Source organism: Alteromonas sp. KC3 (genome assembly GCF_016756315.1).
GTDB lineage: Bacteria > Pseudomonadota > Gammaproteobacteria > Enterobacterales > Alteromonadaceae > Alteromonas.
In genome coordinates this window covers 3,303,590-3,328,312 of record NZ_AP024235.1, presented here as the reverse complement: position 1 = coordinate 3,328,312, position 24,723 = coordinate 3,303,590, and the positions used below count along the sequence as shown (strand labels likewise).

The 24,723-nt window shown below is 43.9% G+C and carries 18 protein-coding genes; 9 read left to right on the top strand and 9 right to left on the bottom strand.

What is annotated here, in order from left to right:
• Positions 1-45 precede the first annotated feature (45 nt).
• Genes JN178_RS14775 through JN178_RS14760 form a run of 4 tightly spaced genes read left to right on the top strand, consistent with a single transcriptional unit; the run spans position 46 to position 4,574 of the window.
• Positions 46-951, top strand: a complete 906-nt coding sequence (locus tag JN178_RS14775) for a BadF/BadG/BcrA/BcrD ATPase family protein (protein WP_202262206.1) — start codon at positions 46-48, stop codon at positions 949-951.
• Positions 951-1,961 (top strand): glucosamine-6-phosphate deaminase NagB-II, encoded by a 1,011-nt coding sequence (nagB-II, locus tag JN178_RS14770; RefSeq protein WP_202262205.1) that lies wholly within the window; start codon positions 951-953, stop codon positions 1,959-1,961. Before JN178_RS14775 ends, nagB-II begins: the two co-directional genes overlap by 1 nt.
• Positions 1,958-3,199: an N-acetylglucosamine-6-phosphate deacetylase gene (gene nagA / locus JN178_RS14765; protein WP_202262204.1), complete on the top strand. Its 1,242-nt coding sequence runs from the start codon at positions 1,958-1,960 to the stop codon at positions 3,197-3,199. Before nagB-II ends, nagA begins: the two co-directional genes overlap by 4 nt.
• Positions 3,200-3,221: 22 nt before the next feature.
• On the top strand, positions 3,222-4,574 hold the full coding sequence (locus JN178_RS14760) for a sugar MFS transporter (RefSeq protein WP_202262203.1): 1,353 nt from the start codon (positions 3,222-3,224) through the stop codon (positions 4,572-4,574).
• A gap of 2 nt (positions 4,575-4,576) precedes the next feature.
• On the opposite strand, the gene JN178_RS14755 is transcribed toward JN178_RS14760, so the two are convergent.
• Positions 4,577-5,584: a hypothetical protein gene (locus tag JN178_RS14755; RefSeq protein ID WP_202262202.1), complete on the bottom strand. Its 1,008-nt coding sequence runs from the start codon at positions 5,582-5,584 to the stop codon at positions 4,577-4,579.
• A 49-nt stretch (positions 5,585-5,633) separates the two neighbouring features.
• Between JN178_RS14755 and JN178_RS14750 the strand changes: the two genes are divergently transcribed.
• On the top strand, positions 5,634-6,695 hold the full coding sequence (locus JN178_RS14750) for a 5'-methylthioadenosine/S-adenosylhomocysteine nucleosidase (protein ID WP_232369582.1): 1,062 nt from the start codon (positions 5,634-5,636) through the stop codon (positions 6,693-6,695).
• A 220-nt stretch (positions 6,696-6,915) separates the two neighbouring features.
• On the opposite strand, the gene JN178_RS14745 is transcribed toward JN178_RS14750, so the two are convergent.
• On the bottom strand, positions 6,916-8,319 hold the full coding sequence (locus tag JN178_RS14745; protein WP_232369581.1) for a cyanophycinase: 1,404 nt from the start codon (positions 8,317-8,319) through the stop codon (positions 6,916-6,918).
• A gap of 488 nt (positions 8,320-8,807) precedes the next feature.
• Between JN178_RS14745 and gcvT the strand changes: the two genes are divergently transcribed.
• The 3 genes from gcvT (at position 8,808) to gcvP (ending at position 13,332) form a co-directional block, all read left to right on the top strand.
• Positions 8,808-9,887, top strand: coding sequence for a glycine cleavage system aminomethyltransferase GcvT (gene gcvT, locus JN178_RS14740; RefSeq protein WP_202262201.1), 1,080 nt, complete (start codon positions 8,808-8,810; stop codon positions 9,885-9,887).
• A 26-nt stretch (positions 9,888-9,913) separates the two neighbouring features.
• A complete protein-coding gene (gcvH, locus tag JN178_RS14735; protein ID WP_159626895.1) occupies positions 9,914-10,303 on the top strand; it encodes a glycine cleavage system protein GcvH in 390 nt (129 codons plus the stop codon).
• Between the two features lie 119 nt (positions 10,304-10,422).
• Positions 10,423-13,332, top strand: coding sequence for an aminomethyl-transferring glycine dehydrogenase (gene gcvP / locus JN178_RS14730; protein ID WP_202262200.1), 2,910 nt, complete (start codon positions 10,423-10,425; stop codon positions 13,330-13,332).
• Positions 13,333-13,477: 145 nt separating this feature from the next.
• Here the strand turns inward: gcvP and JN178_RS14725 are convergent, their stop codons facing one another.
• The 7 genes from JN178_RS14725 to mads1 all read right to left on the bottom strand — a co-directional run bounded on the left by JN178_RS14725 (position 13,478) and on the right by mads1 (position 24,168).
• Entirely contained in the window at positions 13,478-16,681 is a 3,204-nt protein-coding gene (locus tag JN178_RS14725) for a hypothetical protein (RefSeq protein ID WP_202262199.1), read from the bottom strand.
• A 19-nt stretch (positions 16,682-16,700) separates the two neighbouring features.
• A complete protein-coding gene (locus JN178_RS14720; protein ID WP_232369580.1) occupies positions 16,701-17,339 on the bottom strand; it encodes an ATP F0F1 synthase synthase in 639 nt (212 codons plus the stop codon).
• 197 nt (positions 17,340-17,536) lie between these two features.
• Positions 17,537-18,094, bottom strand: a complete 558-nt coding sequence (locus tag JN178_RS14715) for a hypothetical protein (RefSeq protein WP_202262198.1) — start codon at positions 18,092-18,094, stop codon at positions 17,537-17,539.
• A complete protein-coding gene (locus JN178_RS14710; protein ID WP_202262197.1) occupies positions 18,091-19,218 on the bottom strand; it encodes a restriction endonuclease subunit S in 1,128 nt (375 codons plus the stop codon). Before JN178_RS14710 ends, JN178_RS14715 begins: the two co-directional genes overlap by 4 nt.
• Positions 19,211-20,848 (bottom strand): HsdM family class I SAM-dependent methyltransferase, encoded by a 1,638-nt coding sequence (locus JN178_RS14705; protein ID WP_202262196.1) that lies wholly within the window; start codon positions 20,846-20,848, stop codon positions 19,211-19,213. Before JN178_RS14705 ends, JN178_RS14710 begins: the two co-directional genes overlap by 8 nt.
• 33 nt (positions 20,849-20,881) lie before the next feature.
• Positions 20,882-23,986, bottom strand: a complete 3,105-nt coding sequence (locus JN178_RS14700) for a type I restriction endonuclease subunit R (RefSeq protein WP_202262195.1) — start codon at positions 23,984-23,986, stop codon at positions 20,882-20,884.
• Positions 23,987-23,994: 8 nt separating this feature from the next.
• Entirely contained in the window at positions 23,995-24,168 is a 174-nt protein-coding gene (gene mads1, locus JN178_RS14695; RefSeq protein ID WP_167658078.1) for a methylation-associated defense system helix-turn-helix domain-containing protein MAD1, read from the bottom strand.
• Positions 24,169-24,365: 197 nt separating this feature from the next.
• Here mads1 and JN178_RS14690 point away from each other — a divergent pair, with 197 nt between their 5' ends.
• Positions 24,366-24,521, top strand: a complete 156-nt coding sequence (locus tag JN178_RS14690) for a hypothetical protein (RefSeq protein ID WP_202262194.1) — start codon at positions 24,366-24,368, stop codon at positions 24,519-24,521.
• Positions 24,522-24,723: the final 202 nt, after the last annotated feature.

Genomic DNA, 24,723 nt, shown 5'->3' with positions numbered 1-24,723 from the left:
CATTAATTGTGTGTCTTACCTATTTAATAAAAACGAGAAGTGTAAATGAGTTCTGATTTATTTTTTATTGGCATTGACGGTGGCGGCACCAAATGTCGAGCAAGATTAGAAGACAGCAAGGGCACATTGCTAGGCGAGGGCGTAAGTGGTCCCGCGAATATCATGCGCGACAGTGAGTTGGCAAAGGCATCTATGTTAGACGCTATCTCGCTTGCCATAGCATCAGCTAATACGAATTGTGACAGTAACAATGCCATTGGTTTGTCACAGTGTGTGGTAGGTGCAGGCCTTGCCGGTGCAAATATTGCCAGTGCCAAGCAAGTATTTGAAACATGGGCACATCCATTTCATTCTCTTCATGTGCTAAGCGATTTACACGCGGCGTGTCTGGGCGCTCACGATGGAGAAAGTGGTGCGGCGATCATTATCGGCACAGGGTCTTCGGGCACAGTGTGGCATAACCACGCATTTCACGATGTAGGTGGTCACGGTTTTCCTATTGGCGATAAAGCCAGTGGCGCATGGCTTGGGTTAAAAGCCGTAAAACATACACTGTTGTGTTTAGACGAACTTGCCCCTATAGACGCACTGGCTACTCAAATTTGTAGTGCGCTTAATACCAGCGACATCAATGACATTGTAAGCCAATGTGCCACGTTTAATACCCATCACTATGCGGCATTGGTTGAGCAAATGCTGCCGTTGCTTTACACCAAAGATGAGACTGTAAGTGCGTTATTTGAAGAAGGCGCAGCGTATATTGAGAGCATGGCGCAAAGACTATTAGCGCAACATGACTATCCTCTTGCCATGATTGGCGGTCTTAGCAACGTGTATTCCACATATTTTTCCGATTCCATTAAAGCCCGTTTAGTGGCGTGTAAGGCAACACCGCAACAAGGTGCTATCCATTACGCCAAAGCGGCTTGTTTTCAATTAAAAGGTGAGTAATGAATTTATCAATAATGGCAAAAGAAGCCCGTGAAGTGCCTACGGTTATCGCAAAACAACTCGATAAAAACGACGGTGCCATTCGCGAACTAGCCGCAACACTTAATAAGCTTAATCCACACCTTATTTATATTATTGGCCGAGGTTCTTCTGATCATGCCGGGGTATTTGGCAAGTATTTGTTTGAAACCGAAATGGGGATCCCGGTTTGTAGTGCAGCGTTGTCTATAGCGGGTATTTTTGGCAAGCAGCTTAACTTAAACGGGGCGGTGGCGTTTGTAATTTCACAGTCGGGAAGAAGCCCCGATATATTGAAACAAACAGAATCGGCGAAAAAAGGCGGTGCTTTCACAGTGGCCTTTGTTAACGATGAAACGTCACCTTTAGCTGAGCTTGCCGATGCCGTTATTCCCTTATCAGCCGGCGAAGAAAAAGCGGTAGCGGCCACAAAAAGTTTCATTGCTACTTTGTCTGCACTTCTTCATTTGTGCGCGCGTTGGCGTGAAAACGATGCACTGTTTGAGTCGTTAGCTGCATTGCCCGAGTCACTTCAAAAGGTGATTGAATCGCCCAACCAACTTACTGCCAATTATCTTGAAAATACACGCAATACCATAGTGTTGGGACGCGGTTTTGGCTACGCAGTAGGTCGCGAAGTAGCACTTAAACTAAAAGAAGTGTTAGGCATTCATGCCGAGGCGTTTAGTAGCGCGGAGTTTATTCACGGCCCTGTGACATTGGTAGAGAAAAAACTAAAGTTGATAGCACTTAATATTCTGGATGAAAGTGCGCCTTTTCACGCAGATATGGTAGGAGATGTAAGAGCACGCGGCGGCGAGTGTCTTGACCTAGGTTTTACCACAGGAACTAGCGTTAGTGATGTACACCCTCGGGTTTCTGCATTGTTGCTTATGCAGCGTTTCTATTTAGACATTGAGCAAATTGCCATTGAGTGGGGCTTAAACCCTGATACACCACCAGGATTAAACAAGGTAACCAAAACCCAATGATCACCCATCTTCTTGTCGAAAAGGTGTTAGTGGACGGCGCTTGGTTACCCAACCAAGTGCTAAGTATTGAAAACGGCATCTTTAAAAATATCGCGAGCTACCCCTATGTGAGCGACGAGGTAAAAGCGGGTATTTCACAGCATATCAAAGGCGCAGTTTTACCCGGGTACATTGATACGCAGGTAAACGGTGGAGGTGGGGTAATGTTTAATCATGCCCCTACTTATGAAAGCTTAAAAGTGATGGCGGCGGCGCACCTTCAATTTGGTACTACAACGCTATTCCCTACGTTAATAACTGACGATATAGACACCATTGAGCAAGCCGCCGATGCGATTAGCCAAGCAATAGCAGACAACCATGCGTCTATTGCAGGGGTGCACTTTGAAGGGCCGCATTTGTCTATTGAAAAGAAAGGCGTGCATTTACCCCGTTATATTCGCAAGCTAACTGAACGTGAAATGGCAACCTATACTCGCAAAGATTTGGGGCAAGTACTTGTGACTGTGGCGCCAGAAAACGTATCGTGCGATGTTATTCGCGAGCTAGTGAGTCATGGCGTTATAGTGGCGCTAGGGCACTCCAACGCGCCATTTGATGTGGTAGAAAAAGCCATTGAAGCGGGGGCATCTGGATTTACCCATTTATTTAACGCTATGTCACCTTTAACGTCGCGTGAGCCGGGTATGGTGGGAGCAGCAATGCTTCACAACAGTACCTGCGGCATTATTGTTGATCATCAGCACGTTCACCCTAAAACCGTGGAACTGGCCTTTAAAACCAAAGGGCCTAGTGAGCTTATGCTTGTGACAGATGCAATGGCGCATGTGGGGGCAAGCGACAAACGCATTGCGTTTTTTGATACCCATATAACACGTACGGGCGATAAGTTAACCACACCTGATGGCACGTTAGCGGGCAGCTGCCTAGATATGCATGGTGCACTGACTAATAGTGTAAACGACATTAATATTGCGCTAGAAGATGCCAGTATGATGGCAAGCACAACCCCTGCGGTATTTACCAAAATACATGATAGGGTAGGTGATATTGCCATAGGAAAGGCCGCTAACTTTGTTGTAGTCGATAGCGCAAATACGCTTCGCCAAGTGTATCTGCAAGGTACAAAGCAATTTGCTTATTCTGCAGGCCACAGCTGCTGCGATAACAATTGCGATAAAAGCGATGACATAGCGCAGCTAAGTGGATTTGGCGCATCAAGCGACTCTAGAGAATAATTAAAAATAAGAGACTTTTGACATGACAACACAAGCTCAATCAAATGTACCCGACACACAAGGCATAAGCCGATTTATACCCATTTTAAGTATTGGTTTATTGTTCTTTATTTTTGGGTTTATTACCTGGCTTAATGGCGCACTTATCCCTTTTTTACAGATGGTATGTGAGCTAACCGAAATACAGGCCCTACTTATTGCATTTTGTTTTTATATTGCCTACGTGGTTATGGCCTTGCCCATGGCCAAGATACTAGAAAAAACCGGCTATCAAAAAGGCATGAGTTTAGGTCTAGGCATTATTGCGGTTGGCTGCTTACTATTTGTGCCAGCCGCACTGACCGCCGTTTTTCCAATCTTTCTTTTGGCACAGTTTGTTGTAGGTAGCGGATTAACCATTCTGCAAACGGCATCGAACCCTTTTATTGTGCGCTTAGGTAACGAAGAAAGTGCAGCCGCGCGTATTGCGTTTATGGGGTTACTGAACAAAGCGGCAGGTGTGCTTGCGCCAATTGTATTTACTAGCTTGGTATTAAGCGGCTTGCCCGATGTTAATCAAGAGTCGCTTGACGCAATGCCTGCAGACACGCGAGCATTACTTATAAACGACATGTCGGTTTCGCTCATTCAGCCATACATCGGTATGGCCATAGCGCTTGGGCTATTGGCATTGGTGTTTATGCGAATCGCGTTGCCGTCTATTGAAAGTGACGATGATGCGCAAAGCGCAGGTGGCAATAGCCACGTTGCAACCACGCCATCGCAGAGCAAACAAATTTTGCAATTCCCGCACTTGGTATTGGGGGCGATAAGTTTGTTTTTCTATGTGGGCGTTGAAGTAGTGGCAGGTGACACCATAGGCTTGTATGGCTCGTCAATTGGCGTAGAGAACGCCACTACACTAACCTCGTTCACCATGGTTGCCATGGTAATTGGTTACGCCATTGGTTTGGTATGTATTCCGCGTTTTATCTCTCAACAAACAGCTTTGTTAAGTTCGGCGTTACTAGGCTTAGTGCTTACGGTTTGCATACTGCTTAGTTCAAATACCGATACCGGTATTTCAAACGCATTGTGGGGCTGGCTTGGAGTGCAAGCTTTACCAAATACCGTTACCTTCATTGCGCTATTAGGTTTAGCAAATGCAATGGTGTGGCCGGCTATTTGGCCGTTAGCACTAAATAATTTGGGCAAGTACACCGCGCAAGGGTCGGCGTTACTCATCATGGGGATAGCAGGTGGTGCCATTTTGCCTATGGTGTACGGCATTGCCAGCGAAGCTATTGGCGGACAAACAGCGTATATCATTATGTTACCGTGCTATTGCTTTATTGCTTACTACGCGCTGTGGGGGTGCAAAAAGCAAAACTGGTGAGCCTAAACAGCCAAATCAATTTGTTGAAATGTGCCGGTACGCCCATCCTCAAACAGGAAAAAACTATTGGCACGTACCACAGCTTGCAGCTGATTGTTGGCGTCTTTTACTTTAAAAGGCGCCGCGATATTGCCTAAATACAGCGCGCCTATACCCAGTGCGCTAAGCGGCGTAATGACATCACTACCCGAAGTATCTTTTTGATAAAACGCTAGGTTAGAAAACACCGGATCGCCTGCATCAATAAAGTGATTGTTGTCACTGTCATACTTGGCAAGCTCGTTAAAACCATTACCGGTGCGCGCACCAAATAGCTCGCTACCATCATCAATCTTTCCATTCATATTGATATCAATGGCCAAAAAACCTGATGTTCCCGTTGCAAAGTGCACGTTGTCTGTCTTTCCGTCGGCATCAATATCAAACGCTACTTTGTTGTGTGTAAGGTCAAGGCCCGAATGCGTTGAGTGGCCCAAATTAAGCACCAATGGATCGGTAAGTTCTACTTCACCCACTTTCAGCTCAAAGCGGTTATGAATGTAATACTGACGTTCTGAGTAATGCGACAACGCAATGTTGATGGTATCACCCGCGCTGGTAAGTAATTGCCCGTTTGCACTAAAGTGCCCTGATTCGTGTTCTAAATAGCTTTCCTCATACTGGTATATTAGGTCTGCGGTAGTCGATTGGCGCGCCTGCGCATTACCTTGATTATCATTCTGTGTACCGGGTGCATTATCAAGGTTTGAGGGGCTTGTAAGCGTAATTTTGTGCCCGGCTAATTGCTCTACCAACATCTTCAGTTGAGCCGTTTTAACATCCAAGTGTTGCGTTTCACTATCGGCAGGGGCATCTAACGTGTTTTGCGAAAGCTCATCAGAGGTGGTGTTTCCAGAGGGGACGCTATCTGTATTCGCAGGAGGCCGAGTGGCAAGCGATTCTTTTACCGAGACAGTTTCGCTGTAACTATGCTTATAGCCAAGCGTTATCTGACTTTGTGCAATTATCATTGTGTTGGCCCTATCTTTAGATTAATTCAAGGTACAACTCTGCTCAACTGTGTTATCGGCTTCAGCTAAAGAATCTTTATGGTTAGGTGAAAATAATTTCTTAACCGTTATCGGTGTTACTATTTGGAATAGCAACGAGAAAAGGCTCACGTTTTTCAAAGCTGGCACCGCGGTTGCAGCTTTCGTTATTCGTAAATTTATACAGTTAAATATGGGGAGTGTACTGTTGAAATATGTGGTTGTTGTTATGGCGTTACTGGTCAGTAGCGTATGTTTGGGAAAGCAGAGCCAATTTAAATCTGTGTCGGTTACCTCTGCAAGTGCACCAAAATCGCCCATCATGATCCAAGGGCCTATGCCCATTGAAGCAGAATTCTTCGCCAGTTTACTCACCGACGTTCGCATAGAAAAAGCAGGGAATGCCACGTTTTATATTGGTAGGTTGAACGACTATCCAGTGGTGGTAGCCAAAACGGGGAAGGGGCTAGAAAATACCGCTGCGGCAACGGCTATTGGTATTGAGCGTTATCGCCCCATAGCCATCATCAATCAAGGCACATCGGGCGGGCATGATCCCAAGTTAAACGTGGGTGATATAGTGCTAGGCAAACGCGCGGTAAATGCGAGTAACTTTAAAACGGCGCGTTTAGCGCAAGGACAAGGCTCAGACCCTATGCAATGGGTGCCTATGGATATTATGGCTTCAGAAGGAAGTGCCGGAGAGGGCGACAGTGCTGCGGATGCCGAGAAGGTGCGCTACTACCTAGGCAACAAAGAATTACTGGGCATTGCACAGTCGGTAAAACAAAAGTATACACGCGGAAAAGTGGTAGAAGGCACCATTGGCAGCGGTAACTTTTGGAACAATGAGTTAGACCGTATCGCTTGGCTTAATGAGCACCTTGGCACTAGTGTAGAAGAAATGGAAACATCGGCCGCAGCACAAATTGCATTGGCTTACGACGTACCTTTTCTGGGCATTCGCGTGTTATCAAACAACATCACCAATGGTGGGCATTACGACCCAACCACTTCGGTGGATTGCCAGCAGTTCGTTAAAGAGGTAGTTGAGAAGTTTATTGCGAATAAAGGTAAAACAGTTGGGCACTAAAGACGATTAGCGTGCTATTTGAGACCTTTGGTACAAACAAAATATGTGAACGCAATTAAAGTTAATCATGTTCAGGCTTATTGTTTGGGCATCTCCTGTTTTGCGCAATTCTTGTGTGTTGCGCCCTTTTTCGGCAGTGGAAGGATCTTCTGCCGACTTTATTCTCTTTTGAGCAAATTCATAGACAGGCGCTAGTTACACTAGCGCCTTTTTTGTGCCGTTAATAAGGGTTTAGGGGAGAGTAGAAGTTGTTATTGTTGCCATTTATAGAAATATCTATGGCGCTACCACTATGGCTGAACGTGCTTAAGTTTATAGTGTTTCCAGGGCTTAACCGAATGCGCTGTACGTTACTATACTGCACGGGCGAGCCACAAGTGAGCAATTGGCGCTGTGTTGACGCGGTTTCTCTAAATACATAAACATTGCCAGAGCCGTTAACAACGCCACTATTATTGCTGGTAACGAAAAGGGATGTGTTTTCATCAGCCGCAATAGCAAAATGATCTGTTGAGTGCTGTGCCAAAGAAACAACAGTTCTGCCCATGCGATCGCGCTCAGCAAAGTGCGTATCGGTTAGCGCGTTGTTTAGCATTGGTATAGACAATATACCGTTGCTAAAATTCAATGTCTCATGGCAGTAGTCGGTAACGACTTCCTCTGAAATTGCCCCAAGAATACCGTCTGGATCGTACACGCTGTCGGCCATTAGTGCCATGCCAGCCGATGTGCCGCCAATAACACCGCCTTTATCGAACACATGTTGCAGTGCGCTTTGCACTTTTGTACCGCTCCATTGATTCAAATAGTCAGACTGATCGCCGCCAGCAACAAACACAAATTCTGCGCTGCGGATAACCCAGTCCACGTAGTCTTCGTTGGCTTTGTTGCGAGTATCAACAATAAGCGTTATCACCGAGTCGGCCGCCATTAGGCCTTGCAAATAACTGTTGTAGCCGTCGCTGCCTGACGTTCTAAGCACTACCACATCGGCGTTACTGCCAACGTGACCAACAACGCGGTTACTGAATGCGCTATCCACGTCTGAGCCGCCACCCATTAACAACACCGCACCATCACTTTGCGTTAAATTAGTGCAGCTGTCGCTTTCACTGCCGGTCACGTAGCTTGTTAGGTTATTAGGCTTAGATGGGCGAATACCATAGCCGCAGTCGGCGCCTCCGCCACCGTTATCACCACCGTCGCCAGTATTAGGGAAAGATACATTTAAGTCATACCAACCACGCCCAGAGTAGCGAGTTAGTTTCAAAAAGTAGGTTTCTGCCGAGCTTGCTTCATAGCGGCCTGTCTCAGGTGCACTTCCGGTTTCACCAGTGGCAACTGCGCCGCCAGAGGTTTTGTATAGTGCCCAATCGAAGTCGTCTCGCGAATTGTGGTTAAGGCTTATGTCAATACTGCCAGCTTGTGCTACATCGAATACAAACCAATCGATGTCGCCTCGGCTAAGATTTCCTTCTACGGTTGTACCGCTGCAAATGCCAGTATTCGCCTGCGATTCAGTATCGTTAGATTCTGATTCACTGGTAATACATGCATGCGTGTTTGTTGTTAAAAAAAGAGCTGTTGCTAGTGTCGCCACCATGTTCATTATTATTTTTTTCATTAGAAAGTTCCTGAATACCAAATATATACAACCAGCGCTGAGCACTGGAAAAAATTAAACGCAGGTTATTCAGTTTTGACTATTCGTCGAACCACTCACTTAGGTGGTAGTCTGTAGAACATGAATGCAGGCCACTAGGAGTATAAATACAAATGCGCTGTGTCATTGCTTTCTCCTGATTGTGTGGAACTGATTTTGTGAGAGTGAAGTGTTGCTAATAAAATGTTAACAACAGCTTAAAAATACACCAATGAGGTGAATAGTCAAATCGCAAGATCAATAGGCAGTCTGTCGACTTCAATGAAATGTACGTGAAACCTTGGTCATATATATTAAAAATAAAATTAAGATATTTGATTTCCTGATGTTCAGGCAGTAATACATTTGCTTTTTAAATGTATTGATAAATATTTCCAATTTGTTGCACAAACGTTAGCTCACTATACTCAGTGTCGTTTTCTACCTTTCAATTAAAAAGAGTAAGTGGAATGTCTAATACCACCGCCCTACACGCAAAGCACCTAGAAGCGGGTGCGAAAATGGTCGATTTCTTCGGCTGGGATATGCCAATTAACTATGGTTCACAAATTGAAGAGCATCACGCTGTGCGTCAAGACGCAGGTATGTTTGATGTATCTCACATGACCATTGTTGATGTAAAAGGTGCACAAGCGAAAGCGTATCTTCAGTACCTGCTAGCTAATGACGTTGCTAAGTTGAAAGACAAAGGCAAAGCGCTATACAGCGGCATGCTGAATGAAGAAGGCGGTGTTGTAGACGACCTTATTGTTTATCACTTCGACGAAACTAACTATCGCTTGGTAGTTAACTCAGCAACGCGCGAAAAAGACATGAACTGGTTAATGAGCAAAGCAGAAGGCTTTGACGTAACCATTACCGAGCGCCCTGAGTTTGCCATGATTGCGGTACAAGGCCCTAACGCTAAAGAAAAAGCGGCAACGCTATTTAGTGCAGCGCAAAAAGAAGCGGTTGCAGGCATGAAGCCATTTTTTGGCGTACAAGCAGAAGACTTGTTCATCGCTACCACTGGCTACACAGGTGAAGCAGGCTACGAAATTATGGTGCCAGCTGAGCAAGCAGAAAGCTTCTGGCAAGCACTACTAGATGCAGGCGTTAAGCCATGTGGCCTAGGTGCACGTGACACGCTACGCCTTGAAGCGGGTATGAATTTATATGGCCAAGATATGGATGAAACCGTATCGCCACTAGCCGCTAACATGGGCTGGACAATTACTTGGGAACCGGCAGAGCGTGACTTCGTAGGGCGTAAAGCACTAGAAGCACAGCGTGAAGCGGGTACCGACAAGCTAGTAGGCTTGGTAATGACTGAAAAAGGCGTGCTACGACATGGTCTTAAAGTGAAAACTGAAAGCGGCGAAGGTGTTATCACCTCAGGTACGTTCTCTCCAACATTGGGCCACTCAATTGCCATGGCGCGAGTACCAAGTGATGTTGGTGAGACAGTTGAAGTGGAAATGCGCAAAAAGTGGGTTACAGTAAATGTGGTTAAGCCCTCCTTTGTACGCAATGGAAAAAGTGTTTTATAAGTTAACAGAGAATAACAGGAACGATTATGAGCAACATCCCAACTGATTTACGCTACGCCGCTACGCACGAATGGGTTCGCCCTGAAGGTGACGGTGTTTTCACTGTAGGTATTTCTGAGCACGCACAAGGCCTACTTGGCGACATGGTTTTCGTTGAATTGCCAGATGTTGGCGACGCCGTTAGCACTGGTGACGACATTTGTGTTGCTGAATCGGTAAAAGCAGCATCTGACGTATACGCGCCAATTTCAGGTGAAATCGTTGCAGTAAACGAAGACCTAGAAGACTCGCCAGAGCTAGTAAACTCTGACCCATACGGCGACGGCTGGTTATTCAAAATCAAAGCTGACGATGCGGCTGAAGTAGAAGGTCTACTTGACGCAGAAGGCTACGAAAACAGCATTGACGAAGAGTAATTCGTTACGCAGTTTTACAGATTCACAGTTTCAAAAAGGGGCCTAGATTTAGCGCCCCTTTTTAACTTAAAGATTTAACGCGCCCTTTGCGGCAACCATTACGAGTGCTTAACAACGTTATGTCGAATACTTCCCCTACATTGGCTCAACTAGAGCAAAAAGATACATTTATCCGCCGTCACATTGGCCCGGGTAAAGGTGAAATTGAAGAAATGCTGTCTGCCATTGGTGCAAGCTCATTAGACGATTTAATCGAGCAAACTGTACCGGCAGGTATTGCGCTACCAGAGCCACTAAAATGCGGTGAAGGTGCGACAGAAGTTGAAGCATTAAGTGAATTAAAAGCGGTTGCGCAAAAGAACAAAATTAACCGTTCTTTCATTGGTATGGGTTACTACGACACACACGTACCAAACGTAATTCTGCGCAACGTGCTAGAAAACCCAGGTTGGTACACAGCATACACGCCTTACCAGCCAGAAATTGCACAAGGCCGTTTAGAAGCCATTCTTAACTTCCAACAAGTTACTATCGACCTTACTGGCCTTGAGCTAGCGTCTGCTTCACTACTAGACGAAGCGACAGCCGCGGCAGAGGCGATGGGCCTTGCCAAGCGTGTATCTAAAAACAAAAAATCGAACGCTTTCTTTATTGCTAACGACGTACACCCACAAACTATTGACGTGGTTGAAACTCGCGCGGAAATGTTCGGCTTTGAAATCATCAAAGGTGCAGCAGAAGAAGCGGCAGAGCACGACGTATTTGGTGCGCTACTTCAATACCCAACTACCACAGGTGAAGTAAAAGACATCAGCGACATCATTGCTGCGGTACAAGCGAAAAAAGGTATTGTGGCAGTAGCGGCAGACCTAATGAGCTTAGTTATGCTTAAGTCGCCAGGCGAGCTAGGCGCAGACGTTGCACTTGGTAGTGCACAGCGCTTTGGTGTACCAATGGGCTACGGTGGTCCGCACGCGGCATTCTTTGCAACACGCGACAGCTATAAGCGTTCACTACCTGGCCGTATCATTGGTGTTAGTAAAGACACCCGTGGCCGCCAAGCACTGCGTATGGCGCTACAAACGCGTGAACAGCACATTCGCCGTGAAAAAGCGAACTCGAACATTTGTACAGCGCAGGTACTACTTGCCAACATGGCAAGCTTCTACGCGGTGTACCACGGTCCACAAGGCCTTAAAACCATTGCTGAGCGCATTCACCGTTTTGCTGACATTCTTGCTACTGGCCTAACACAAAAAGGTGCAGAAAAAGGCGTAGCCCTTAAGCACAGCACGTACTTCGACACGCTAACCGTAATGGTAAACAATAAAGAAGACGTACTAGCAAAAGCATATGCAAAAGGCATGAACCTGCGTGCCGACTTAGAAGGCGCGGTAGGTGTAGCACTAGATGAAACCACAACGCGTGAAGACATTGTTGCGCTATTCGACGTTATTCTAGGTGACGATCACGGATTAACAGTAGAAGGCCTAGACGCTGAAGTGACTACGCAGGAAGTGAAATCTATTCCTGAAGCGCTAGTACGTACAAGCGATATTCTTACGCACGAAGTATTTAACCAGTATCACTCAGAAACAGAGATGCTGCGTTACATCAAGAGCCTTGAAAACAAAGACTTGGCGCTTAACCACTCAATGATTTCATTGGGTTCGTGCACCATGAAGCTAAACGCGACTGCTGAAATGATCCCAGTAACATGGGCTGAATTTGGCCAGCTTCACCCGTTTGCACCACTAGATCAAGCAACAGGCTATCAAGAAATGATTGCCGAGCTAGCCAAGTGGCTAATTAACGTAACGGGCTACGACGCACTTTCAATGCAGCCTAACTCGGGTGCACAGGGTGAATACGCAGGCCTACTAGCTATTCAGCGTTATCACGAAAGCTGCGGCGAAGGTCACAGAAACGTGTGCCTAATTCCAAGCTCTGCACACGGTACTAACCCAGCATCTGCGCAAATGGTTAGCCTAAAAGTTGTGGTTGTTGCCTGTGATTCAAACGGTAATGTAGACCTTAACGACCTTCGTAAGAAGGCTGAAGAAGTGGGTGAGAACCTGTCTTGTGCCATGATTACATACCCGTCTACCCACGGTGTATACGAAGAAACCGTACGCGAGATTTGTGACATTGTTCACGAGTACGGCGGTCAGGTTTACATGGACGGCGCGAACATGAATGCGCAGGTGGGCATTACGTCACCTGGCTTTATTGGTTCAGACGTATCGCACCTTAACTTACACAAAACCTTCTGTATTCCACACGGTGGTGGCGGCCCAGGTATGGGACCAATTGGTGTTAAGTCGCACCTTGCACCATTCCTACCAAACCATACAGTGGTAGACGTAGCGACAGCAGGTAAAGACTGTGGTGCGGTTTCGGCAGCGCCATGGGGTAGTGCATCTATTCTGCCAATCAGCTACATGTACATTAAGATGATGGGTAGTGAAGGCCTACGCCGTGCAACCGAAGTAGCTATTCTTAACGCTAACTACGTAGCGAAGAAGCTAGAAGGGCACTACAAGGTACTTTACAAAGGTAACAACGGCCGCGTTGCGCACGAATGTATTGTTGACCTGCGCCCGCTTAAAGAAGCTAGCGGTGTTACCGAAGTAGACATTGCTAAGCGCCTAAACGACTACGGTTTCCACGCGCCAACTATGAGCTTCCCAGTAGCGGGTACGCTTATGATTGAGCCAACAGAGTCGGAAGCAAAGTACGAGCTAGACCGTTTCATTAATGCCATGATTAGCATTCGCCAAGAAGTGGCAAAAGTAGAAAGCGGTGAGTGGGATGCCACTGACAATCCACTACACAACGCACCACACACGCTAGCAGACATCTGTGACAGCGACTGGAACCGCAGCTACGACCGCATGCTAGCAGCGTACCCAGCACCAGAAGTACACAGAAACAAATTCTGGCCAACGGTTAACCGTATTGATGACGTATTCGGTGACCGTAACCTAATTTGTTCTTGCCCTAGCATTGAGAGCTATTCTGAGGAATAGGGTGTTGTCGATCTCGAATAAAGATTGCAACTATCGGAATTAAGTTTGCAACTCAAATAAAGTTTGCAACCGATAGTTGAATCTTGAGGTCAGTAAAAATTGAAAAAGCGAACCAGTTGGTTCGCTTTTTTGTTTTCTTACAGCCTTATTTAGGAGGAAGTACTTTTCGGTTATTTGCCAATCGAAAGCCTTCAGGTACGGGCTTAAATTTATCGTTATTTTCGGGCCAGCGTTTAGCTCTGCTTTGAAAAGCCCGAAGAGCTGTGATATCTATCGTAGCAGCTACCACGAAATCATTATCACCACCTCTTAAACGCGCGATATCACGCAGAAACCCCTCTTTTGCTGGTGAACGAACTCGACTGTCACCATATTTGCGATTGTTAACTAAAATTGTATAAGCATGAACATCTAGAGCCGCAGATTCGATTAGAGACGCGAAGGTATCAAGATCTCTATTCCAACTAAGCACCATCAATGCATCAACGGCCCCTTGGAAGCGAACTCGTGCTTTACTGTTCTGTAACTCTGAACAAACCATAACACCAAAATTAAAGCCGTCATGTATATATACAGGTTTTGGTGATTTCCCTAATGAGTCCCATTGCTTTCCAAACTTACTAGTAAGCTCTTTGTCCTCACCAACAGCTGGCTCAAGTTTAGGTTGTCTAATTTTTACAAAGGTAGGATAACCGAGACGGTTATCCGACAAAATCATTGAGGCCTCACTGTATATCTTATTAGCTCCAACGTGTTGGTACTCTGTTCCTGCAATAATGCTTATCCCTGCGCTACTTAATCTAGCAGCAATACTGTTAAGCCATCTCAGTGGAATTGATAGTTCAGGAAAAAGTACGTAATCAGGTTTTGGTTTTAATTTCAGAACATCGTTGACCAATTTAGAAATTTTTTGATAACGCTTTCGACTTAAATTTGGCTTGTTGCATGCTGTCGATGCCCAGTCGTTGTCCTCAGTGCGAAGATTAGTTAGCGCTACGATCACCTTGTCTTTGCTGCCCGTACCTACATTAATGAATTTCTTTCGGCGTGTTGAAGGCTTTTCATCAGCATCTTGCTCAGCAGCAAGTAGGGTTGGCTTTATCCATACACCACGCAGTACTTGCGTGTATTTTGCCCATGTAACAGAGGGCCCAAATACTGGAGGTTTTCCGGATGCAGAGGGTAAACCGACACATTCAGGGGCTAGCTCAGATATTTCCAGTGGAGATAATGGTCTGGTTGGGAAAAGGTACGGCAGGAAGCTATCGTTTTTCTTTTGCCCTTTTGTGACGTTGCCTAGTCTCGTTTTTCGGGTAGAGTTTATAAACTGCTCGAATATAGGTACTTCAATGAGCCCAGAATCACCGAGCAAATCCAGAATTTGTTTTTCTTTTTTTGCATTTCGCTTACCTACTAACTGCTCAGCGGAACGACTATTTATGATGTACTTATATGCTTCTTTTGCAAGGTCTGCTGATGCGACTAAAGGCGCTTTGTTTTCAAATTCTGCCACATCAAAACTAAGCTCTAGTAGTGCTTCGAAACTACTCAGTGTTTCGACAATTTGTTTTAAGAATAAGTTAGCTAGACGCTTTTTCTTGCTCGAACGTTCCCCAAGGAATAGTTTACTTGGATCATGGTAGCGTGTAGCGGCATCAATAAATAACCAGGTTAAGGTGCCTTTTATGTAGCCCCAAAGGTCTTTCAAGACTTTAGCGTCACATCCATTGATTCGAACTTTCTGTCCTCTGCCTACCTCTTTGGCGAGTATATCTATTGCTTGATAGGACTTCACTGCGATTTGTTCAGCTTGTTCCCATTCATTCATGCTGATTGCAAATCCAAGCAATCTAGGTAAGTAATTAAAATGAGCAAATAGATTGTCTGCTCGCAAGATATGATTATGAGCAAATTGGTAAAACTCTTCCCTTTGCTCTTTCCATTGATTCGGCGGTAAATCCCGAGCTAGGGTTTCTACGTGACGCAATTGTAGTGACCAACCCAAACGACGGATCGTTAATCCATCGGCTCTTCTTAAAGTATCTGCATTTTCACCCACACTTCCAGCAGCTGAGAGTACTTTAGCTGCGGTTGAATGTTCCAATTGGTCGGGCGAGGGCATGAGGCGATGCTCACTAGATAATTCGTATATTTCCTTTTCGATACTATCCAACAGGTCTAAGCCAGCACGGCCTTGCAGGATAAATAATTTTTGTTTGTCTGACTGAAGCGATATTGTGGAGTTACCTTGTACGTCATCGCCTTGATTAATTTCCCATACTTTATTGTTTTTGGGACTTTGTGCAATGCACTTTTCACCCATTCGCTCTTGTAATAAAAGCATAAAGTCTTGGCTATTTGAGATTTTCCCCGTATCGCGCAACACAAGGAACATATCATCAACGTAACGACCATAGTGAATAGGTGAGAGCTTTTCGACAATAAGCCGGTCCCACTTGTGCAATAAAGCATTCGAAATAACTCTGCTACATGTCAGGCCGATGACTAACCCTCCGCTAATTTTTGCTCTTTGACCACCAACGGATTTACCAAATTTGGTGGCGCCGCTGGCCCACGCATTAAGAAATAGTGATAGCTGCTTAGTGAAGGATTTTTCTTCATCAGATAAGTTCAAATCTAGAGCTTCTATAAGTGCTGAAGCGGAGGTAACTAGAGGGTCGATAAAATGGTAGTAGCTTTTCAAATCCAGAGATACAGCGATTATATCTCGGTCTTTTTCCAACTCTTCCCTTATTGTTTTTAAGCCATCATTACGCCATTTTTGGTAAGGTTGAAAATATGGTACAAAAGAGCCTACAGAGCTGACATGAAATGGTTTTTCATTATTTTCTGTAAACAGTTCATCATTACGAATTCTTTTGAGTCTGGCGCCGTAGCAGCTATCGTCTAGTTTGGCGTCAAACTTGTGACCAATCATATTGATCCACAATGCAGAAATAACGTGGGTATTTACAGGAAAGTCGCCGACAATTCTAAATTCAGGTACTACATTGTAATTTTTAAACAGGCTTTCAACCGCTCTATCAGGTTTTGAGAAATGAACGTGGCCATTGTCGCCTGAATCTGATTTTCTTTCAGTGGATAGCTTCTTGGGCAGTAAACGAAAGTCCCCAAGTAATTCTACATTTTCAGCAAAACCAGCATCGGCTTGCAATTGACCTAACAGAGCTTTTAGGTTGGTGAGTAGATCTTGCTCGTATTCAGCGAATTTAATTGCTGTTGGAAAGGTGTTTTCGAAGAAACAGTCGGCTTTTGCTTTTCGGTAGGCAACAAGAAGATCTTCTATTGTAAGGGAATCCCATCCCGAAAACTCTGCTTTGTAAGACATAAAAATTCTTCCTTGATTATTATTTTATAGCTTGTACTGAATTTGCTAGGCGTTTTTCCTTACCAAAGGGGGTGGTGTAAAAGCGCTGTTCTATGCCATAAACCAACAATTTCAAGTCTTCATCCGTTGAGATTTCAAACTTTTGATTCTGTTGATCAAATTTAAGTCTTTGCTCGCAGTATCCATCTATGTACTCAAGCATATTGGTTTTATCACCGGCTGACATTCCTTCAAGCGTTTTCATGGCAAGACCAATACGCTTTCGATTTGGCTTTGATACTTTTTCGATGCTGTAATTGTTGCTCAGTTCTATAAATGACTCATCTAAGAACTGTTCAACTTCTTCTTTAGTCGCTTCTTTGTACAGTTCATCTATGCCTTTAAATATACTTGAAATCGTTGCCAAGCTTTTGAATATTAAAGTATCCGCTGCTTTGAAATACACGGCATCAGGTAACACATTAATTACTAAGCGCGTTTGACTTTTTTCAAGCTCAGCCGTTTCACCAAACACCAGTGTTTTGCGCTTAACAAAAAGGCTAGGGGTTATTTTTTGAAAATAAAAGTCGTCGCCCTGAACAGCAAATAAATAAGCAATTTTAGAAAAATTAGCTTTAGTTAAATCATGGTAATCTTTTGAATCGAACTTTTTCTTCAATAGTTCTAAACCGTAGGCTTGGTTGCTAAAGCCTTCAATTTTGAACCACGAGTCTTCATCGAGGTTATGGTCAGGGTCGTATGGAACACAGGCGTTCAAATCGACTTTGACTGTATCAAATAGAGATTGATCCGAAACTAATTTAAAAGTGCGTTTTTTTGCTCTTGTTTTTATGTGTGCCAGTATATGGTCCATCATTACTCTCGCTCGATAAAAGTATAATTATTAATTCGATAAGCCAACGGTATTTGAATGTCATCAGGTTTTTTGTAGCGCGCTTTGCTAATCAGAAAAATGGCTGTGCCGTTTTTAGTCGTGATGTTGTAAAACTCATAACCAAACAACAAAAACAGTGGATTAAAGTAGAGTGCCTGCGAAAGAAAGGTGAATACGAACAACACCCCATACACAAACCACAGGGTTTCCCAGTTGCCTATGCTCAGCGCCACAAAAAAGTAGCCCAAGTAACTGGGTAGAAAGCTGTTATTTGCATGTTCAATACTAGCGACTTCACCCTCTTTAAATTCGTCTTTACCCAAGTATTGACTCAGCCAAATACTCAAACCCGTCGATAAGATGGGTATGGCCAAATAAAACAAATACGAGGCTGCGTTCGGAAGTTTAACTGTCCAACTGAAACAATCTAGTCCACCGAATAATTGACTAATCGTGATGCCTTTTTGCACCAAATAGATAATCACCAGTAGCGATGTAGCATTAGCTGTGAGTAAGACCCGAAACGCAGTATTAATCATTTTACTGTTACCTGGCCGTTCATTAACATGGGGAGAAGCCAGTCGCGTAAAGCCTTAAGATCTCGGCTTTGCTCCTTCAGCAATTCAATTTTTTTCACACTACCCATAACTGCGCCAGCATACTGTTCACGAATTATTTGCGGTGGATAAATAATATTAATCTTGGAAATTTGCGGTACTGTTAACTGTTGTTGAACCGACCCTGAGTTTTCGAACCCTATTCGTTTGACTGCCTCATCTAAAAATTTAATGTCTTCGCTATGATACGGTGTCAATACAAGTAATCGAATTATTGGGACGAATGGTTTCGTTCTCAATACAGCATAACCAATTGTTCCACGCGCAGAGACTGTAATGCTCGGAAATTCAATTGTGGCTTTGCTTGTGTAGCCATAAAGACCATCTTCAGTGATTCCATTTGAAAATATAGGGACTTGGTTATCATCTGTTTGTGTTTCAGAATATCCTGTCGGCTTATCTCCGCCGGCTTTAATATGAGAAATGTCACCTAGATTTTTTACTTCCCATCCCTCCGGTATTTCCCGTTTTAGGATTGGGTTGTATACCATTTTGCCACCGGAGGTCTTGTAGGAGTTGCCATTGGCATCGGGGAAGTCGAACTGTACAAACCAATAGTCGTATAGGGTTTTGGCCATGGCCTCCAGCTCGGCGTTGATGCGGTTATTGAGTTCGATTTTTTTATCGATGACACTTAATACATTGGCGATTTTTGATTGTTCATCACCTGTAATATCGCGAAAGTGGATTCCTGTGAGAATTGGCATCGTCAAAAATTTAGTCTGAGAGCCTTGTGACTTTTCCCGTAATCTCTTTAATTCGAGTTTTAGTGCGTAATAAACATAATCAATATTGAAGCCTTCTTTGGCGGTTAGAATATAAGTGCGCTGGTAAGCATTGAATTTCCCCTTATACCGACTTACATGAAAGTTCCCCCGGGCATTGTTACCAGCTACAAGCACAACATCATCATCATATGCAAAGTGATCTATCTGATCAGGGAATTCAGCGCAAGTAAAAAATGGATATTCTCCACCTGGAATCGCTTGATTGGCATCTAGTTTCCCAGTTGATATGTTACAAGCTAGACCTATTGTTTTATCCATTAAACTTTAACCCCGCCAACTGTTTTTTGATCTCCGCTTCTAATTCACGAGACTGGGAAAACATGTTATCCAAGTTATTGGTAAAGTCCTGCATTTTCTCTGCAAACTGCTCCGGGGTAATATTTACATATTCGATTTTGACATCAAAATACTGGCCTGCACTTAACGAGTAATTTTTGGCTTGAATGTCGTCATAACGCACAGCGACAGAAAAATCATCTACTGTCTCTTTGGCGTTAAAGACATCAATAATTTGTTGTTCTTCATCGGAGGTTAATACGGTTTTTTGGTTTTTGCCGTCTTTGACTTTTTCGCCCAAGTTGGAAGCATCTACCAGTACCACATCGCCATCGTTGCTGGCGTCGATAAACAGGATGGATACGTTAGTGCCTGTGGTGGCAAAAATATTCGATGGCATGGAAACAACGCCCGCCAGCATTTTGTTTTTCACCAAATGTTCACGAATTTTTTTATCAATACCCGATTGCGCAGTAATAAAGCCGGTTGGTACTACAACAGCCGCTTTACCATTAGGTTTAAGCGAAGCAATGATATGTTGTAAAAACAGCGAGTAAATTGCCATTTTATCTTTGGCTTTAGCTGGTGTTTTAGGAATACCAGCAAAAAAGCGTTCTTTGTTCTCTTTGCTGTCTAGCTCATCTCTAAAGTCGCTGAAATCGAGTTTAAATGGCGGGTTTGAGACGATGTAGTCAAAGCGTTTTAACTCTTTACCGTCTTTGTGATAAGGGTGCCAAACGGTATTACCCTGGATCACATTCGGGATTGAGTGCACCAAATTATTTAAGATCAGGTTTAAACGCAGCAGGTTTGATGATTTTTGTGAAATATCTTGCGTGTAAATGCTACAGCGATTTTCACCAATGGCGTGCGCAACGTTCATTAACAAAGTGCCAGACCCTGCCGATGGGTCGTAACAACTGACATTACGTACTGTGCCGCGCTGTTCTTTGGGTACTAAGATTTCCGCCATAATGCGTGCTACTGCATGAGGGGTAAAATACTCAGCGTATTTACCGCCAGAATTGCTGTTGTAGTCTTTGATCAGGTATTCAAAGATGGTGGCGTAGAAGTCGAATTTTTGAGTGAAAATACGCTCAAAACTGAACTCCACTAATTTATTGATAATGGCGCGGCAGAAGGCATCGCGTTTTGAGTCGTCAGCAATGTATTGGCTGATGCGGTCAAACAGCACCACTTTTGCGCCTCCATCGGTTTTTACTGCAAACACATCGTTATTGGTTATAGCAATGTCGATGAGGGTATCGTCAAACAGCTTGGCAAAGTCAGGGGCATTTTGCTGGCTAAATAGGTAGCTAATAAAGTGCTGCGGTTTCAACCGTGCGGTGTCGCCGCCCATTTGCAGTTGAAGCATGTCGAGGTCATCTTCCGACATAGCCGCGAGGACTTCTTCCCACTTGTCCGCCTTGGCAATGTTGTCGTCGAGCTTTTTCGCTTCAAAGGCGAACTTGTCGTTTAAAAACTTATACAAAAACGTTTGGGTAATGATTTTAAATTCGTTACCGTCATTTCCTAAACCATAGTTGGCACAGATGCTTTTTAAGCTATCAATCAGGGTTTTAGTTTTTTGCTGAAATTCTAATTCAACCATTGTAATTGTGTTTCCTAATTAGTGTTACCGGCACTACCAAATTTGGCTGCCGGTATTAAATTCTTTTAAATATTCCGCGACGACGAGGTGGTTGATATAACGAGATGCGTCTGCGTTAAGTTTGATATTTTGTTCTTTCATAAAGCGCGCTATTACCAGCGGCATCATTTGACGCTCGAAGTAACTTTCATTGTCGAGCACTTGGCTATTGTTGAGGACTTGCTCATCGGCATCTTGTTTCACGCCAACTAAAGCCTCAAATATTTTTCGCTCACTGTCTGAAATATCCCCACGTTCTTGCAAGCGCTTATGAATACGAGTGTATTTGGCATCACCTAGATACTTTTGTCGCAGCTGGTTGTTTTGGCGATTGAGTTCTTTCACACGGTCGTGAATTTTATTGAGCGCGTCAATGTTTGCAACCATTTCGTCCTGGGTGACTTCGCTGAGGTTTTTCTTCTTAAACAAGCGCTCTAGTTCTTCTTTCAAGCTAATAAACTGTGGATCTTGCTGATCAAAGTTGCTGGCTAGTGCTTCACGGGTTTGGCGCAAGGTACTTTTCAACTTGTCGGCCAGGACCAGTTCTTCTTCGCCGATTTTTACAAACTTGAAGATCACGTCTTCTAAAGCGCGGTTGAGCAGGTTGCTGGTGTCTTGGCCGCTCTCCAAATCGTTTTTGAGGTTTAGTAGGTCTAAATGGTTACTGGTTTCGCGGTAAAGCACATTAAGCTTGGCAAAATCCAGTTCATCCAGAAAGTCATACTCACCTTGCAGGCGAATGAGGTTATACAAGCTGCGAGCATCAGCTAAGGCTTTCTTTAGCGCCAGTACCGTATCTCGGTCTTGTATTTGGCTGATTTGGTTGCAGAACTCTTCCATGTTCTCTGTATCAAAGCGGAACAAAATATCTTTGATATGCTCGATTTCTTGTTTGATCTCTTCCTGAGATTTAAACAGGTCTGAATAGTGCTCCATCTCATCGCCAAGTTCCGACTGTAATTCGTCGAAATAGGCCTTGTTAGTGGCATCAAATTCTTTACGAATATCGGCAAAATCCACCACATAACCATAGCGAAAATCTTTGTATGTACGGTTTACACGCGTGAGGGCTTGAAGCAAGTTGTGTTTGCGAATAACTCGGCCAAGGTAGAGCTTTTTCAGGCGCTTGGCATCAAAGCCCGTGAGTAGCATGTTGTACACAAACAAAAAGTCGATTTTGCCGGCTTTGAAATCTTCTACCCAGTTTTTACGTTCTTCTTTTGTGCCGATGTCGTGCAGGATCAGGGCGGCGTTTTTTACTTTTTGGGCTTGTTTAGCTGATTCGGTATAAGCTGTTGGAGCAGGTTCAGTGACTTCGAGTACTTGGCTATTTGAGTCACCTACTTTTTGTGGAAGAATAGGCGTTTCGGCATAAATCTCATTGAATATTTCAAACATCTGCTTCGCTTGGTCTGAACTATCGCAGATCACCATCCCGCCAATGCTAGTATCATTCAATGCACCACGACTTTTTTCAAAGTCGTTCACTATGTAAGTGAGCATAGGTTCAACAAAATTTGGGTGGGCGTATATCAGCTTACGATCAACATCGCCCATTTTCACTTCGGCTTCTTCAAGGGCTTTTTGCAAATCGATTTTGTATTGGGTGCTGATCTCTTCACGGATTAAGCGCAAAGTGTAACCGTCGGCAATGGACGCGTTGTAGTAGTACTTATGAATGTAGTCACCAAACAAAGCGCGTGAGTTGTAGTCATCGCCCAATAGCGGGGTGCCCGTTAAGCCAATTTTGATGGCGTTGCTGTCAGACTGGCTCAAGTTGGCTAAAAAACTGCCTTTGGGGTTATAGCTGCGGTGAACTTCGTCTAAAAAGTACACGCGCTGTATCGCTACGTTGTAGTCTTGAGTGCTAACTACATCAGGGTCATCTTTAAACTTTTGAATATTTACTACGGTGATTTCTGGCTTGCCAGAATGATTATGGAGCACTTGTGTGGCTTTGATATCACGCGTAAAGGCATCCCGCGAGTTTATGGTGTGAACGGTTAAACCACGGGCGGTAAATTCATGCTGCGCTTGTTGCAGTAAGTCTAAGCGGTCAACAATAAAATAAAATTTAGGGATGATTTGCTGTTTTTGGAAATAGTCGGTTAAAAAGCGCACGTTGTAATAAGTAAGGGCGGTTTTACCACTACCTTGAGTGTGCCAAATAATACCTTTTCTAATGCCTTTGCTGAGCTTATTTTCAATAGCTTTGGTAGCAAACAGCTGCGGATAGCGCATGATATGTTTTTGTAATCCGTCAGTTTCCAACACATAGGTTAAGGCATAACGTAAAATAAAGGCTAAGCGCTCACGGGATAACAACGAAGTACATATGCGATTGGTCGGTCGTTCTGGTTGCTTGTTGGTTTGAAATTCTGGGTTACTACGGATTACTTCCAGATTGTTGTCTTTTAAGACTTTTAGCTCGTCATCATCCGACACTGACTTTAGCAGGGCGGTTAAATTTAAGATTTCTTCTTCGCGGAAATAGTTAAAGACTGGTTTGTGATAAGAACTACTAGCGTAAAAAGCACCTTGAACTGGTTCTGGGTCGCCATCATCGTACTCCATGTTATTAGAGAAAATCATAAACTGGGTGATGTTGGCAAAACGTTTAAATTTAGGGTTTTGAAAGCGTTTATTGATGCGGTCCCGCTCTGCCAAAATACCTTCGCGGTTATTCGGCTTTTTCACCTCGATAAACACAAGCGGCATACCATTGATGAGCAGCGTGATATCTGGGCGGAACTCTTCATCGCCATTCTGGCACGTTAGCTCGGTGACAACATGGAAGGTGTTGTTATTAAAGTTTTCAAAGTCAATCAACTTGGTATTTGAACGCTCAGACAGGCGCTCAAAGAAAGCTCGACCTAGGTCTTCATTATCAAGGAGTAGTTTTACATCTTCTAATAGTCGACCAGATTCAGCTTCTTCAATACCTGGGTTAATTTTGCTGATAGCGGTTTTAAATAATTCAGGGAAGATATTGGTATCTAGATCCCAGCTTTGTCCTTTAAGTGATAAGTACTGGTAGCCTAGACGCATTAAATGCAAAATAGCTGGAATCTTAACGCGAGAATCTTCATTAAATTTCATAACATTCCTTATTTTTGTTTTTGTTCTTCAATCCACTTTTCCAAATCTATGCGCTTAAAACGCCAACTTCCACCCACCTTAAAACCAGGCAATTTTCCTTCACTTGCAAGTCGATATGCCGTCTTTTCATTTAGCTTTAGGTAGGTGGCGACCTCTTGAATGGTCAAAATATCATCGGCCATGTTTAATCTCTGTATGTGAACAAATTGATAGTATGAGAAAATTGAGGAATTGGCAATTGATCGCAAGCGATCTTGATTGTCTTTTTTGCTGCTTTTATGAGCGATAAAAAATATCTTAAAAAAATTTTCAGCCAATTTTGGCTATGTCTTAAAAATAGCGGTTTAGAGAAGTCTGGTCGATTCAAGAAGGTGAAGCTTTGCTGATTGGAGATGCCGTTTCTGTGCCCTCTCTTATAAAAGTAGGTAAGTGTGACTTACCGCCGTCTTCAACAGATATTAAATATTTAGATGAATGGCGTGATGAGTGGAAAGATGTTGCCTTTCAAGAGCTAATAAAGACGTGGGGCGTGTAACGCAACAAACAAAAGGGTTTGAAATTCTGGCTGATTGCAATGGTACAGCATAATGCTTTCAGCCTCTCGCAATTGGCTAGGTACTAAAGTGAGCTGATATGTGTTCTCTCAACCCTTAACTTGAAATTTATCTATCGTTAAATGTTCAATATTGGACTTTCGAAATCAAATTTAGGTTCAATAGTTGCCAGTATGTGTTTTT

What these genes read in the sequence shown, in the direction of transcription:
- JN178_RS14775 (WP_202262206.1), top strand. Translation starts at nt 46, where the DNA reads ATGAGTTCTGATTTATTTTTTATTGGCATTGACGGTGGCGGCACCAAA.
- nagB-II (WP_202262205.1), top strand. Translation starts at nt 951, where the DNA reads ATGAATTTATCAATAATGGCAAAAGAAGCCCGTGAAGTGCCTACGGTT.
- nagA (WP_202262204.1), top strand. Translation starts at nt 1,958, where the DNA reads ATGATCACCCATCTTCTTGTCGAAAAGGTGTTAGTGGACGGCGCTTGG.
- JN178_RS14760 (WP_202262203.1), top strand. Translation starts at nt 3,222, where the DNA reads ATGACAACACAAGCTCAATCAAATGTACCCGACACACAAGGCATAAGC.
- JN178_RS14755 (WP_202262202.1), bottom strand. Translation starts at nt 5,584, where the DNA reads ATGATAATTGCACAAAGTCAGATAACGCTTGGCTATAAGCATAGTTAC.
- JN178_RS14745 (WP_232369581.1), bottom strand. Translation starts at nt 8,319, where the DNA reads ATGAAAAAAATAATAATGAACATGGTGGCGACACTAGCAACAGCTCTT.
- gcvT (WP_202262201.1), top strand. Translation starts at nt 8,808, where the DNA reads ATGTCTAATACCACCGCCCTACACGCAAAGCACCTAGAAGCGGGTGCG.
- gcvH (WP_159626895.1), top strand. Translation starts at nt 9,914, where the DNA reads ATGAGCAACATCCCAACTGATTTACGCTACGCCGCTACGCACGAATGG.
- gcvP (WP_202262200.1), top strand. Translation starts at nt 10,423, where the DNA reads ATGTCGAATACTTCCCCTACATTGGCTCAACTAGAGCAAAAAGATACA.
- JN178_RS14725 (WP_202262199.1), bottom strand. Translation starts at nt 16,681, where the DNA reads ATGTCTTACAAAGCAGAGTTTTCGGGATGGGATTCCCTTACAATAGAA.
- JN178_RS14715 (WP_202262198.1), bottom strand. Translation starts at nt 18,094, where the DNA reads ATGATTAATACTGCGTTTCGGGTCTTACTCACAGCTAATGCTACATCG.
- JN178_RS14710 (WP_202262197.1), bottom strand. Translation starts at nt 19,218, where the DNA reads ATGGATAAAACAATAGGTCTAGCTTGTAACATATCAACTGGGAAACTA.
- JN178_RS14705 (WP_202262196.1), bottom strand. Translation starts at nt 20,848, where the DNA reads ATGGTTGAATTAGAATTTCAGCAAAAAACTAAAACCCTGATTGATAGC.
- JN178_RS14700 (WP_202262195.1), bottom strand. Translation starts at nt 23,986, where the DNA reads ATGAAATTTAATGAAGATTCTCGCGTTAAGATTCCAGCTATTTTGCAT.
- mads1 (WP_167658078.1), bottom strand. Translation starts at nt 24,168, where the DNA reads ATGGCCGATGATATTTTGACCATTCAAGAGGTCGCCACCTACCTAAAG.